General features: G+C 69.9%; 12 protein-coding genes. 4 read left to right on the top strand and 8 right to left on the bottom strand.

Going from position 1 to position 12936, the window contains the following annotated elements; genetic code table 11:
• Nucleotides 1-708 (top strand): cbb3-type cytochrome c oxidase subunit I (locus AB0C96_RS05965; RefSeq protein WP_362914111.1); only part of this gene is annotated, 708 nt, incomplete at its 5' end.
• Nucleotides 705-1130 carry a hypothetical protein gene (locus AB0C96_RS05960; RefSeq protein WP_362914109.1) on the top strand — a complete coding sequence of 142 codons (426 nt, stop codon included), beginning with the start codon at nucleotides 705-707 and terminating at the stop codon, nucleotides 1128-1130. The genes AB0C96_RS05965 and AB0C96_RS05960, both read left to right, overlap by 4 nt.
• 48 nt (nucleotides 1131-1178) lie before the next feature.
• Here AB0C96_RS05960 and AB0C96_RS05955 read toward each other — a convergent pair whose 3' ends face one another.
• The 4 genes from AB0C96_RS05955 to AB0C96_RS05940 form a co-directional block, all read right to left on the bottom strand.
• On the bottom strand, nucleotides 1179-1985 hold the full coding sequence (locus tag AB0C96_RS05955; RefSeq protein ID WP_362914107.1) for a hypothetical protein: 807 nt from the start codon (nucleotides 1983-1985) through the stop codon (nucleotides 1179-1181).
• Nucleotides 1986-2261: 276 nt separating this feature from the next.
• Nucleotides 2262-2612, bottom strand: coding sequence for a DUF6114 domain-containing protein (locus AB0C96_RS05950; protein ID WP_362914105.1), 351 nt, complete (start codon nucleotides 2610-2612; stop codon nucleotides 2262-2264).
• Entirely contained in the window at nucleotides 2603-3223 is a 621-nt protein-coding gene (locus AB0C96_RS05945) for a DUF6230 family protein (RefSeq protein WP_362914103.1), read from the bottom strand. The genes AB0C96_RS05950 and AB0C96_RS05945 overlap by 10 nt, the downstream gene beginning before the upstream one ends.
• A 412-nt stretch (nucleotides 3224-3635) precedes the next feature.
• Nucleotides 3636-4868 (bottom strand): cytochrome P450, encoded by a 1233-nt coding sequence (locus AB0C96_RS05940; RefSeq protein ID WP_362914101.1) that lies wholly within the window; start codon nucleotides 4866-4868, stop codon nucleotides 3636-3638.
• Between the two features lie 278 nt (nucleotides 4869-5146).
• Between AB0C96_RS05940 and AB0C96_RS05935 the strand changes: the two genes are divergently transcribed.
• Entirely contained in the window at nucleotides 5147-6316 is a 1170-nt protein-coding gene (locus AB0C96_RS05935) for a steroid 3-ketoacyl-CoA thiolase (protein ID WP_362914099.1), read from the top strand.
• Nucleotides 6317-6869: 553 nt separating this feature from the next.
• On the top strand, nucleotides 6870-8183 hold the full coding sequence (locus AB0C96_RS05930; RefSeq protein WP_362914097.1) for an alpha/beta hydrolase: 1314 nt from the start codon (nucleotides 6870-6872) through the stop codon (nucleotides 8181-8183).
• Between the two features lie 41 nt (nucleotides 8184-8224).
• On the opposite strand, the gene AB0C96_RS05925 is transcribed toward AB0C96_RS05930, so the two are convergent.
• Genes AB0C96_RS05925 through AB0C96_RS05910 form a run of 4 tightly spaced genes read right to left on the bottom strand, consistent with a single transcriptional unit; the run spans nucleotide 8225 to nucleotide 12931 of the window.
• On the bottom strand, nucleotides 8225-9298 hold the full coding sequence (locus tag AB0C96_RS05925) for an ECF transporter S component (RefSeq protein ID WP_362914095.1): 1074 nt from the start codon (nucleotides 9296-9298) through the stop codon (nucleotides 8225-8227).
• On the bottom strand, nucleotides 9295-10938 hold the full coding sequence (locus tag AB0C96_RS05920) for an ATP-binding cassette domain-containing protein (RefSeq protein ID WP_362914093.1): 1644 nt from the start codon (nucleotides 10936-10938) through the stop codon (nucleotides 9295-9297). The genes AB0C96_RS05925 and AB0C96_RS05920 overlap by 4 nt, the downstream gene beginning before the upstream one ends.
• The gene (locus AB0C96_RS05915) at nucleotides 10935-12143 is read right to left on the bottom strand and encodes an energy-coupling factor transporter transmembrane protein EcfT (protein ID WP_362914091.1); all 1209 of its coding nucleotides are present in this window, start codon (nucleotides 12141-12143) and stop codon (nucleotides 10935-10937) included. Before AB0C96_RS05915 ends, AB0C96_RS05920 begins: the two co-directional genes overlap by 4 nt.
• Nucleotides 12140-12931 carry an SCO2322 family protein gene (locus AB0C96_RS05910; protein WP_362914135.1) on the bottom strand — a complete coding sequence of 264 codons (792 nt, stop codon included), beginning with the start codon at nucleotides 12929-12931 and terminating at the stop codon, nucleotides 12140-12142. Before AB0C96_RS05910 ends, AB0C96_RS05915 begins: the two co-directional genes overlap by 4 nt.
• Nucleotides 12932-12936: the final 5 nt, after the last annotated feature.

The following is a 12936-nucleotide window of genomic DNA, read 5'->3' as shown; positions in this document are numbered from 1 at the left end:
GTGAAGTTCTTCAACTGGATCGGCACGATGTGGAAGGGCTCGCTGTCCTTCGAGACGCCGATGCTGTGGGCGATCGGCTTCCTGATCACCTTCACCTTCGGTGGTCTGACCGGTGTCATCCTGGCGTCGCCGCCGATGGACTTCCACATCTCCGACTCGTACTTCGTCGTGGCGCACTTCCACTACGTGGTCTTCGGTACGGTCGTCTTCGCGATGTTCGCCGGCTTCCACTTCTGGTGGCCGAAGTTCACCGGCAAGATGCTGGACGAGCGCCTCGGCAAGATCACCTTCTGGACCATGTTCGTCGGATTCCACGGCACGTTCCTCGTCCAGCACTGGCTCGGCGCGCAAGGAATGCTGCGCCGGATCCCCGACTATCTGGCCGCCGACGGATTCACCACTCTCAACACCGTCTCCAGCATCTTCTCCTTCCTCCTCGGACTCTCCCTCCTGCCGTTCCTCTACAACGTCTGGAAGACCGCGAAGTACGGCGAGAAGGTCACCGTCGACGACCCGTGGGGTTACGGCCGTTCGCTGGAGTGGGCCACGTCCTGCCCGCCGCCGCGGCACAACTTCCTCACCCTGCCGCGCATTCGCTCCGAATCCCCGGCGTTCGACCTGCACCACCCGGAGATCGCCCGCGAGATCACGGCCCTTTCGGACTTCGACGGCGGTGCCCGCAGCGACGAAATCGGAACGCGCTCATGACGAAGCGGACTCGGGCGGGCGGAGCGATGTGGAGCGGCGGAGGAACAGGGGACGCCCTCGGAGCGGAAGTGCGCATGGGCGACGGCATCTCCATGGAACGGGCCATCAACGAGATCGAGGGGTACCTCCTCTGGGAGGCGGAGAAGGACCGGGCGCGCACCCGCGCGGACGCCTTCTGCAAGGACCTGCCCTGGCTCACCGATACCCAGCGGCAGGACGTGGCACGGCGCTACTGCCAGGACCAGAGTGAGGCCTCACGTTCCTATCTGGAGCGCATTGCGGCCCGCAGCGCCACCCTGCGGGCCGAATACGAGGGCGTCTACCGGGCCCTTCGACGACGGCTGATCACCGGGTTCCTGACCGGCACACTGGCCGTGGTGGTGCTGGTGACCGTGGTGGCCGTGGGCCTGACGGCCCGATGAGCGAGCGCGTGCGCGCTTCCCGCAGGCCCGCCGCGGCGTGCCCAACCGTCAGCCGGTGACGTTGATCTGGGATGCGGGGTCGGTGGTGTCCCTGACCTGATAGGCGGCGTTGAACGTCGAACTGGTCGCACTGGTCGGGCAGCCGAAGCCGCCCTCCACCTTCACCGGCACCACGGCATTGGTGAACGTGAGGGTGGACGGTGCGCCATTGGTCCAGGTGCCGTTCACCGTCGCCGCCGCGCCGGGCGCCGCGGTCACCGTGCAGGACGCCAGCCCGCTGGTCTTGAGGACGAACCCTCCGGAGGGGATGGTCAGCCCGGCGGTCGCCGGCGTCCCGTTCTGCATGGCCACGCCCCAGGTGCCGGTCGTGGTGACGGTGGCGCTGACCCCGGGCATGCTCGTCGTGCACGACCCGTAGGTCGCCGGGGTGGTGGAACTGCCCACCGGGCCGGTCTCGTTGTGGTTGTCGGGCGCGGCCGGTACCTGCCCGCTGGAGGTCGAGGTCGTACAGGTGACGGTCACCGAACCCGCCGTGAAGGTGGCCTTGCCGCTGAGGGTGGCGGTGAACCCGTGACCTGCGGGTGTGACGGTCGTGGCGGCTGCGGTGACGGCTGAGGTGGTGGTCGTGGTCGTGGCGGTGGCTGTGGCTGCGGTGGTGGTGGCCGGTAGCCCGGACGGCTGAGCCATGGCGGTGCTCGGCAAGCCGAAGGACAGCCCGAGGACCGCGACCATCCCGGTGCCGACGGCGCCTAATGCCCGTCCACGGTGCGCACGGCCCGAAGGGCGGGGGGACGGCGCGGGCCGTGCGGGGCGCGCGGCCGGGTGCGGGTATTGCTGCTGCGTTTGCTTCGCCATCTTGGTGTCCTTCCGGAGGGGGTGGTGCCGGAGGTGCGATGCGGCGGGTGTCGGGGGAGACGTGGGTGGGGAGGCGCGGGCCCCGCGCATGCGTCGACGCTTGCGCAGGGCGCAGGGCGCAGGGCGCAGGGCGCAGGGCGCAGGGCGCAGGGCGCAGGGCGCAGGGCGCAGGGCGTGCGGCGCGCGGCGTGCGTCATGCGGGGAGGCGGGCGCTGTTCGCGGTCGCCTCCCCGCAGGGCGACGTGGTCCGCGTCGATCGGGACGCGTTGACGCAGGTCAGGGGTCGGTGACCACCGGCTGCCAAGCGAAGATCATCGAGCCGCCGAGAATCCCGATGACCGTGCCGATCAGAAAGCCACCGAGATTGGACATCACCAGCGCGGCCGCCGCACAGAGCACGGTCAACACTCCGGCGATGCCCCGATAGTGCGGTGCGAACCACGCCGAGAGCCCCATCAGGATCATCACCAGTCCCATCAGCACCGAGGGGATGCCGGCGATGCCCTGTTGCAGCATGATCTTCAGTGGCGCCAGGGGGATGGCACAGATTTCGGCGCCGGCGACGACGGCCGCCAGACCGCCCCAGAAGGGCCGCCCCGTCCGCCAGCGCCGCCAGGTCAGAAGCATTCCTTCGTACCCTTGGCGATCTTCATGCTCAGCCCGGAGAGCGTGAACGTCCCCGCATTGGTCGCCCAGGCGGTCTGCCGCAGCTTGCTGATGCTGACGTCGTCGGCCTGTTGGGCGAAGAGATCCTGCATGCCCTGGGCGCTGGTCGGCCCCTTGTCCAGGGTGGACGCGTCCCGGCCGATCTCTATGTTGTGGAAGGACGCGTCACCGGCGAGCTGGGTGGCGTCCACGAAGAGGTTGGTCGCCTCGACGGGCTTGCGGCCCGTTCCGGCGCTGAGGTTGAGCGAGATGTCGCCGATCACGGGTAGGTGAGTGACCACCGACTGGCACAGGTGGTCCATCCGAGCCGTTTTGATGGCGGTCACCGCGACCGGCAGCAGATCGCCGCGGGCGTTGGTGTCGACGCTGCCGTACTGGGCGAAGCCATCGCCCTTGAGGCTGTCCGCGGACACCTTGAACTGCTGCCCCGATACGGCGAACGACGCCGCGAGTGCTCCATTGGCCAGGGCGATGCCCAGGGCCGTGGTACCGGCGAGGGCCGGGACGGCCAGCACGGCGAACTTGCGCCAGCTGATGCGTCCCGTGACGGGTCTGCCGTGAGCGTCCTTCATGGTGTGGGTCCCCTTCGAAGAGCGTGGAGCGCACTGTCGAAACGCGTGGGGGGAAGTGGTGCTGACACCTGGTGCTGGTGCGGAGCGCTGGTGGTGCTGGTGCGCGGTGTTGGTGCATGGGTGCGGGTGCGGTGCCGAGGCGTGCGGGGGAATCGGGCCGTGGGGGTGTGCATGGGGGAGGTGCGGCTCCGGCCTGCCGCGTGCCGCGCTGGGCCAGGGCTGCGAACCGTGTTGCGCCAGGGCTGCGGACCGTGCGGTGTCAGGGCTGCGAACCGCGAACGGCCGTCTGTTACTGGCGAGTTAAAGGTAAGTCCGCCCATGACGACTGGCAAGGTTGAGCGACAAACCGTTTTCGGACATACCGCTGCGCCCGATAGCCGCCGCCGACCACCGGGCGCCATACGTCCACCCCTCAGCCGTATCGGACTTGCAGCTCCTTGACGCCGTTGAGCCACGCCGAGCGCAGCCGTCGTGGATCCCCCGCCAGGGAGATGTCGGGCATGGCGTCCGCGAGGGCGTTGAAGATCAGGTTGATCTCCAGGATCGCCAGGGACTTGCCGAGGCAGAAGTGCGGCCCACCGCCGCCGAAGCCGAGGTGCGGATTGGGATCGCGCAGGATGTCGAAGGCCTCGGGATGGTCGAAGACCTCCGGGTCGTTGTTGGCGGAGGAGTAGAAGATCCCGACCCGTTGGCCCTTCTTGATCTGCGCGCCGCCCAGTTCGGTGTCCTGGGTGGCGGTGCGCTGGAAGGACACCACCGGGGTCGCCCAGCGCACGATCTCCTCGGCGGCCGTCTCCGGGCGCTCGCGCTTGTAGAGCTCCCACTGTTCGGGGTGGGTGAGGAACGCGTGCATCCCGTGTGTGATGGCATTGCGGGTCGTCTCGTTGCCGGCCACCGCCAACAACAGGACGAAGAAGCCGAATTCGTCGGAGCCGAGGTTGCCCTCGTCCTCGGCGGCCACCAGCTGGCTGACGATGTCCCTGGCCGGGCACTCCTTGCGCGCCGCGGCGAGGTTCATCGCGTACGAGATCAGCTCCATCGCCGCGTTGGTGCCGACCTCTTCCGTGATGGCCAGTTCGGGGTCGTCGTAGGCGACCATCTTGTTCGACCAGTCGAAGATGCGGGCCCGGTCTTCCTGGGGGACGCCGATGAGTTCCGCGATGGCCTGGAGGGGGAGTTCGCAGGCCACGTCGGTGACGAAGTCCCCGGTTCCGCCCTCCCGCGCCTGGCTGACGATGCGTACCGCCCGGTGGCGCAGCGCCTCCTCCAGGGCGCGTATGGAGCGCGGGGTGAATCCCCGCTGCACGATCTGGCGGACCCTGGTGTGCTCCGGCGGGTCCATGTTCAGCATGATCAGCTTCTGGACGTCGATCTGGTCACGGGTCATGGATGCGTTGAACCGGATGATCGAGGTGTTGAGGCTGGCGGAGAAGACATCCGGCTTGGTGGACACCTCCTTGACGTCCTGGTGGCGCGTGACGACCCAGTAGCCGTCGTCGTCGAAGCCGGCGATGCCATGGGGCTGGGCGTTCCACCACACGGGAGCGGTCTGCCGCAGCTGCGCGAACTCGGGGAGCGGAACGCGGGACTGGTAGACGTCGGGATCGGTGAAGTCGAACCCCTCGGGCAACGCTGGGCATGGCATCGGCGACTCCTGGTCCGTGGCTCCAGATGGCTTCTGGGGTCTGGCTTCTGGGTTTTTTTAGTTCTGACGCTGCGTCAGATATGGGGTCGCGGTGAAGGTAGTAACGAGTTCTGCAAGTGGCAAGGGTCGTGACGACTTCCGTTGCGGACAAGGGGCTTGCATGCCCCTTGCGCCCCGGTGGGCGGCTCATAAGACTGGTGGGATAACTAGAACGCGTACTAGTTCTTCATCCGTGGGTGCCGCGACGCCCATGGACGCGAGGAGAGGACGAGTCAGTCATGGCCGCGGAACCCGTCATCGTCGAAGCAGTACGCACCCCGATCGGCAAGCGCGGCGGCGCGCTCGCCAATCTCCACCCCGCCTACCTCCTGGGCGAGACCTACCGCGAACTCCTCGCCCGTACGGGCATCCAGCCCGACTGCGTCGAACAGATCGTCGGAGGCACGGTCACGCACGCCGGTGAACAGTCCATGAACCCGGCACGCAACGCCTGGCTGACGATGGGCCTCCCGTACGAGACCGCAGCCACCACCGTGGACTGCCAGTGCGGCTCGTCCCAGCAGGCCAACCACATGGTCGCCAATATGGTCGCGGCCGGCGTGATCGACATCGGCATCGGCTGCGGCGTCGAGGCGATGTCCCGGGTGCCGCTCGGCAGCGGATCCAAGCACGGCCCCGGCAAGCCCTGGCCCGACGAGTGGAACGTCGACCTGCCCAACCAGTTCGAGGCCGCCGAACGCATCGCCCGCCACCGGGGGTTGACCCGTGAGAACGTCGATTCGCTCGGCCTGATCTCCCAGGAGCGGGCGGCCGCCGCCTGGTCCGAGGAGCGCTTCAAGCGGGAGACGTTCGCCGTCCAGGTGCCCACCACCGAGGACGAACAGGCCGCGGGCCAGGGCATGTGGCGGCTCGTCGACCGTGATGAGGGGCTGCGCGACACCAGCATGGAGGCGCTGGGACGACTCAAGCCCGTCATGCCGACCGCGGTCCACACGGCCGGCAACTCCTCACAGATCTCGGACGGTGCGGCCGCGGTGATGTGGGCCTCCAAGCGGATGGCGCGCGCCCTCAAGCTCAAGCCACGGGCCCGCATCGTGGCCCAGGCGCTGGTCGGCTCCGATCCGCACTTCCACCTGGACGGCCCGATCGACGCCACCCGCGCCGTGCTCGGCAAGGCCGGGATGTCCCTCAAGGACATCGACCTCGTCGAGATCAACGAAGCCTTCGCCTCGGTCGTGCTCTCGTGGGCGCAGGTCTTCGAACAGGACCTGGAGAAGGTGAACGTGAACGGGGGCGCCATCGCCCTGGGGCACCCGGTCGGCGCCACCGGAGCCCGGCTCATCACCACGGCCCTCCATGAACTGGAGCGCAGGGACAAGGAATTCGCGCTGATCACCATGTGCGCGGGTGGAGCTCTGGCTACGGGGACGATCATTCAGCGGTTGTAGGGGTGGTGTTGCTGGTGGTTCTGGTCGTTCTGGTGGTTCCGGTAGTCCCAGTGGTCCTAGTGGTCCCAGTGGTCCCAGTGGTTTCGGTGGTTCCCATGTTTCCGATGTTGGCGGTGTTGGGGGCGTGAGGCCGTTGGGATGGGAGGGCTCCTATTAGGTTTTTCCCCCCGCCCACCCCCCTTCGGGGGGTGGGCGGGTCTGGAGGGGACCCCGCGACAAACAGGCCCGCTGCTCGCCCTCAACCTGCGGAAAACCGCAACTGGATTGTGCGGGAAACCGCAGGTGAGGTGTGCGGGAAGCCGCATTCTGCGCCGCGGCAGATTTGCCTACCGTCGAAGCCATGACGAAGCGAACCCAACGGCAAACTCAGCCCACAACCAACCCATCAATCCACCGATCGACCCACCGACCGAGCCAGCGATCGACCCAACCGCCTGTCCAACCGCCTGCCCAGCCACCGGCCGTGCCCGGTGCTTCAACCGAGCCGGGAGCTTCGAGCATGCCGGGTTCCGCGTCCCAGCCGGACGTTTCGACCGCGCCCGACGCTTCGGCCATGACGGGGACCGCGGGCGAACGCAGAAAGGTACGACGTGGCCTGGCGGCCGGCGCCGCCGTGCTGCTGGCGGCCTTCTCGACAGCCCCTGCCCTCGCCACACCATCAGCCACCGTGGCACCGGCCAGCAGCGGCATCGCGCACTCCGGCACCGCGGCGGTGCCGTCCGCCGTCGCTGTCTCACGTCCCTCGTCCCACGGACGCGGGACGCTCCTGTCCCTCACGCCACTTGGGAGGAAGAGCCGCGCAGAGATCATCACCCAGGCGCAACAGGCAGGCCTGGACGCCCGCACCGCCCAACACGGCGTCGACGTCTACCGCCTGACGTACCGCACGACGGCGCCTGACGGCCGCCCCGCGACGGCTTCCGGCCTACTGGTCCTGCCCGTCGGCGTCGGCCCTCGCCCTCTCCCACCGGTCGTCCACTCCCACGGCACCCTCGCCTATCGCGGGTACGCCCCCTCGGTTGCAGAAGGCCCCGACCGTGCGGTCTCGATGGTCTACGCCTCGGCCGGCCGCGTCGCCATCGCCCCCGACTACCTCGGCCTCGGTACCGGTCCGGGACGCCACCCCTTCATGGATGCCCGGTCCGCCGCAGCGGCCTCGCTCGACATGCTCCGGGCAGCCCGGTCGGCCGCTCCCCGACTCGGCGTCACTCTTGACCGTACGGTGTCCCTCACCGGCTTCTCGCAAGGTGGCCAGGTCACCATGGAACTCGGCCGCGAGCTGGCGCACGGCGCCGACCCGCGGTTCCGCCTCGGCGTGCTCGCCCCGGTCGGCGGACCATACGACCTGCACGGCAGCGAACTCCCCGGCATGTTCGACGGTCGCGTCAACCCCCGCTCCGCCGTCTTCTACGTCGCCTTCTTCCTCACCGCCCAAAACCGCCTCCACCCGCTCTACGACAAGCCGGACGAGGTGTTCCGAGCGCCCTATGCCGACCGTGTGGAGGACCTCTTCGACGGTGCGCACCCGGCCGAGGCGATCGCCGGCAAGCTGCCCGAACGGATCGAAGACCTGCTGACGGACACCTGGTACCACAAGCTCCGCCAACCTTCTGGCGCACTCCTGGACGTCCTCCGTGCCAACGACCACACCTGCGACTGGAAGCCGGACCCAGGCGTCCGCATCACGCTCTACACCGCCACCGGCGACCGCGATGTGCCCATGGCCAACACCCTCAGCTGCGCACGGAACCTAGAACGCCGTGGTGCCGCGCCCAGGGTCATCGACCAGGGTTCCGACGCCAACCACTACGCCTCGTTCCAGCGCTCCCAGCCGCTCATAGCCCGTGCCCTGCCCACCGCCCACTGAGCCCACTCGACCCACTGAGAACAGGCACTCGCCCGGCCCTCTCAGACCGCCCCACCCCGCGGATCCGCACGAGAAGCGGATGCTCCAGACGAAGACGAAGACGAAGACGAAGACGAAGACGAAGACGGAGTTGAAGTAGGCGAGGAGGAAGACGAAGACGGATAGGCAAGCGAAGACGAGGAAGTCGAGGAGGCAAGCGAAGACGAGGAAGCAAGCGAAGCCGAGGAAGACGAGGAGGCCAGCGAAGGCGACGCGAACGCAACCGGCACGTCGAAGGCGGCCCGACGGGTGGCGCGGCGCAGGGCCTTGAGAACGGTGCCGCCCAGGGCGAAGGTGAGGCTCACGGTGACCAGGGCCCGGGGCAGGTCCCAGCCGAGGGAGGTGGCAAGGCAGTAGGCGATATAGCGGGCGAGGTTCTGATCGAGAGGATCCCCAGGGACGAAGGAGACACCGGAAGCCATGCCGGCGATATAGGGCCAGCCCTGGAGGTTCATGATCAGGCCGTAGAGGACGGCGGAGACCGCGCCGTAGGCAGCGAGCATGGCCAGTTCGCGGCGCCCACGCAGTCGTTCGGGCCCAGGCAGCAAGCCGGCGCCCATCGACACCCACCCCATCGTCAGCATCTGGAACGGCATCCAGGGGCCGACGCCGCCGGTCAGTAGAGCCGAGGCGAACATCGCCACGGAACCCAGTACGAATCCGAAGCCGGGGCCGAGGACCCGGCCCGACAACACCATCAGGAAGAACATCGGCTCGATTCCGGCCGTCCCCGCTCCCAGTGGGCGCAACGCGGCCCCGGCCGCGGCCAGTACGCCGAGCATGGCGATGGCCTTGGCGTCCAGGCCGGCGTCGGCGATGGTCGCCACGACCACCGCGAGCAGCATCGGCAGCAGCGCGGCGAACAACCAGGGCGCGTCCTGGGAATGGGCCAGCCCGGACGCGGAGCCGGCGAGCAGCGGCCACCCGAAAGCCATCACGCCGGTGGCCGAGACCAGGACCAGCGCGGCGACGGAGCGAGGCCCGAGGCGCACCGCGCGCGCCCGGCGGCCGGGTGCGGGTCCCTCGGAGGTGGGGCGGGCGGCAGTGGCCCCGGCACGGTCCCGTTGCGTGCTCATCCGGTGGCCTCCAGGGCACGCGCCACCTGAGGAACGGTCAGCCAGGGCAGCGGAGCCAGCACCTTGGCGACCTGCGGAGCAAAGGAAGGAGAGGAGACGACAACCTCATCGGTGGGACCGTCGGCGACGACCTCACCGTCCGCGAGGATCACCACACGGTGCGCCAGTTCGGCGGCGAGTTCCACATCGTGGGTGGCCAGGACGATGGCGTGGCTCTCGGAGGCCAGGGCGCGCAGCACCTCGATCAGGCGGGCCTTGGCGGCATAGTCGAGGCCGCGGGTGGGTTCGTCGAGGAGGAGCAGCGGCGGACGGGCGGTCAGGACGACCGCGAGGGCGAGGGCGAGGCGTTGGCCCTCCGACAGATCACGGGGGTGGACGGAGTCCGGAACATCGGGCAGCAGTTGGCCGACCAGCGTCCGACAGCTGCCTGCGGGGGCGCCCGCGTCCTGGTCGGCCGCGGTGCACTCGGCGGCAACGGTGTCGGCGTAGAGGAGGTCGCGTGGTTCCTGGGGCACGAGGCCGACATGTCGCAGCAGGGCACGAGGGCTGGTGCGGTGAGGGGCGGCGCCGCCGACCCGAACCGCCCCGGAGGACGGCTGGTGCATCCCGACGAGCGTGCTGAGGAGGGTGGACTTCCCCGCGCCGTTGCGCCCCATCAGCGCGATGGTCTCCCCGCCCCGAACCGTCAGGTCCACCCGGTGCAGCGCGTCGACGGGCCCCCGACGGACGCCGAGCCCGGAAACCTCCGCGACCACGGCGGTGGGCGGGACGGCGGCGGCACCGGCCGGGGCCTCGGCGTCGCCGGTGGGCGGGGCGGCCTGGCGCAGGCGTTCGCGAAGCGGAGCGGCCTTGCGGCGGGCGTCTCGGACGGAGAGCGGAAGCGGGGACCACTGTGCCAGGCGGCCCAGTGCCACCACAGGGGGGTGAACGGGTGAGATGGCCATGATGTCGGCCGGGGGGCCCATGACCGGGGGCGCACCGGGGGAAGGGAGGAGGATGACTTGATCGGCGTACTGGACGACGCGTTCCAGGCGGTGTTCGGCCAGGAGGACCGTGGTTCCCAGGTCGTGTACCAGGCGCTGGAGCACGGAGAGCACCTCTTCGGCGGCGGCCGGGTCGAGGGCCGAGGTCGGCTCGTCGAGGACCAGGATCTTGGGGTGGGTGGTGAGCACCGACCCGATCGCCACCCGCTGCATCTGGCCGCCCGAGAGGGTGGTGATGGCACGGTCGCGCAGGTCGGCGAGGCCCAACAGGTCCAGGGTCTCCTCCACACGGCGGCGCATCACGTCAGGGGCGAGGCCGAGCGACTCCATGCCGTAGGCGAGTTCGTCCTCGACGGTGTCGGTGACGAAGTGGGCCAACGGGTCTTGGCCCACGGTGCCCACCACGTCGGCGAGTTCGCGCGGCTTGTGGGTGCGGGTGTCGCGGCCGTCGACGGTGACGCGGCCGTGCAGGGTGCCGCCGGTGAAGTGCGGGACGAGTCCGCAGACGGCGTTCAGGACGGTGGACTTGCCGACGCCGGAGGGGCCGACCAGGAGGCACAGTTCGCCCTCGGGGACGGTCAGGTCGATGCCCTGGACGGCAGGTGTCGCGGCGTCGGCGTCGCCGTACGTGACCGAGACCTGCTCGAACCGGATCACTGGGTGGGCTCCTTCGTGTGCTGCTCGTACTTCTTGTGCTTCCCGGATTCCGTGCCTGCCGTGTCGAGGGCGGCGGCATTTGTACGGCCACCTGTGCACCCAGGTCGTCCGGTCGCCGCTGAGGCCGGTGCGGGGGCTGGCGCCACGAACGCCGGGAGCAGCCCGAGAAGAACGGATGCGGCCGGCCAGAGGGGGAGGACGGGGGTGGTGAGGGGGACCGCGGGCGGGTGGAGAGCGGCGGGAGCGTAGGCGTTGGCCCAGATCATCAACGCGGCCACGGCGATGCCGGAGCCCGCGACGAGCCAGGCGCGAGGACCCCAACGCTCCGGGCGGTAGCGGGTGCGGATTGAGCGGCGGCCGCCGAGCCACAGTCCGCCGAGGGCCGCGGCCAGACCGCCGAGCAGCAGCGGCAGTCCGTAGCCACCCCCGGTGTCGCCCAGCAGGCCGTATGTACCGGCGCAGATGCCGAGCAGGCCACCGAGCGTGAGCACCGAGGTGGTGTGCCGTACGGCGCGCGGTACCTCGGCGCTACGGCCGTAGCCCCGGGCGTCCATGGCCGCGGCCAGTGCCACCGAGCGCTCCAGCGCGCCCTCCAGCACCGGCAGGCCGACCTGGAGCAGCGCCTTGAACCCCCGGTCGGGGCGGCCGCGCAGCCGTCGGGCGGCACGCAACCGTTGTACGTCGGCGACGAGGTTCGGTGCGAAGGTCATGGCGACGACGACCGCCACGCCCGCTTCGTACAGGGCGCCCGGCAGGGACTTCAGCAGCCGGGACGGGTTGGCGAGTGCGTTGGCGGCGCCGACGCAGATGAGGAGGGTGGCCAGCTTCAGCCCGTCGTAGAGGGCGAAGAGCATGGCCTCCGCCGTGACCCGGCCGCCTATCCGGACGCCCTTCGCCCAGTCCGGCAGCGGGACTTCGGGCAGGGTGAGCAGGGTGTGGGTACCGGGGATCGGCGAGCCGAGAACGACCGCGCAGACCAGCCGAATGGCAATGACGACCAGGCCGAGCTTGACGAACGCGCCGTACGAGCGGGCCCATGGCGCATCAGTACGGCGAGCCGCGACGACATAGCCGGCCACGCCCACCAGCAGCCCCAGCAACAGCGGATTGGTGGTGCGGGAGGCCGCGGTGGCCAGACCGAGCGCCCACAGCCACCAGGCGCCGGCGTGCAGCGCGGTGGTACGGGTCGCCTGTGGGGCGCTCATCCGCGTCGGCGGCGCGCCTGCCACACGGCTGCCGCGCCCAGTACGACGACGGCAGCGACACCGCCGAGCAGCCCTGCGGACGGCCCGCCGTCGGCGCCGGAATCCCCGCCGCCCCCGCCGTCGCCGTTCGCCCCCGTGCTGGCGGAGGCCGCCGTGTCCGTGGCCCCGGTCCCCTTGTCCCCGGACCCGTTGGAGCCGCCCTTCGACCCGCCGTCCTTGGAACTGCCGGTACCGTCCGACCCGTCAGAACCGTCCGACCCGTCCACCTGGTCCGCGCAGCCGGATGTGGGATAGCCGGCGATGGCACAGAGCAGCGCGTTGGAGTCGTAGCGCAGGGGGCGCGCGACCGCTGCGAGTGCGTCGCCCGCCGAGGCGTCCTCGGGCACCTGGGCGCACTCCGTCCGCGTCTTGGGAGGCCGTTCGCCGCCGGGTGCGTCCGCCGTGGTGCCGAAGTCGATGACGATGCCGATCCGCTTACGGCCGTCCTTGGCCGGCGTACGGCGGCAGATGGCGTCGAAGTCGGCCGCCGTGCGCGGCTTGCCGGCCGCGGCGGAGTCTGCGCTGAGGGTGAAGCGGAAGCCCTCGACCGCGCCGTCGGCCGGCCGTAGAGTGGCGGGTCCCTCGGTGGCGTAGGCCCAGGAACCGGAGCCGCTCGTGCCGCCGCCCTTGGCCTCCTCGCCGTGCCAGAAGGACCAGTAGCGGTACTCCTGTGCCTGGGCCGGCCCGGCGCTCAGCCCGAGAACCGCACCGCTCAGCAGCAGCGCTCCGAAGACCCTGCCGGCCCGCACCGGAC

The sequence above is a fragment of the Streptomyces sp. NPDC048506 genome, assembly GCF_040651315.1.
In the GTDB taxonomy this organism is placed as follows: domain Bacteria; phylum Actinomycetota; class Actinomycetes; order Streptomycetales; family Streptomycetaceae; genus Streptomyces.
Note: the sequence above shows the minus strand (reverse complement) of the source record. Positions and strands in the feature narration are given on the sequence as shown.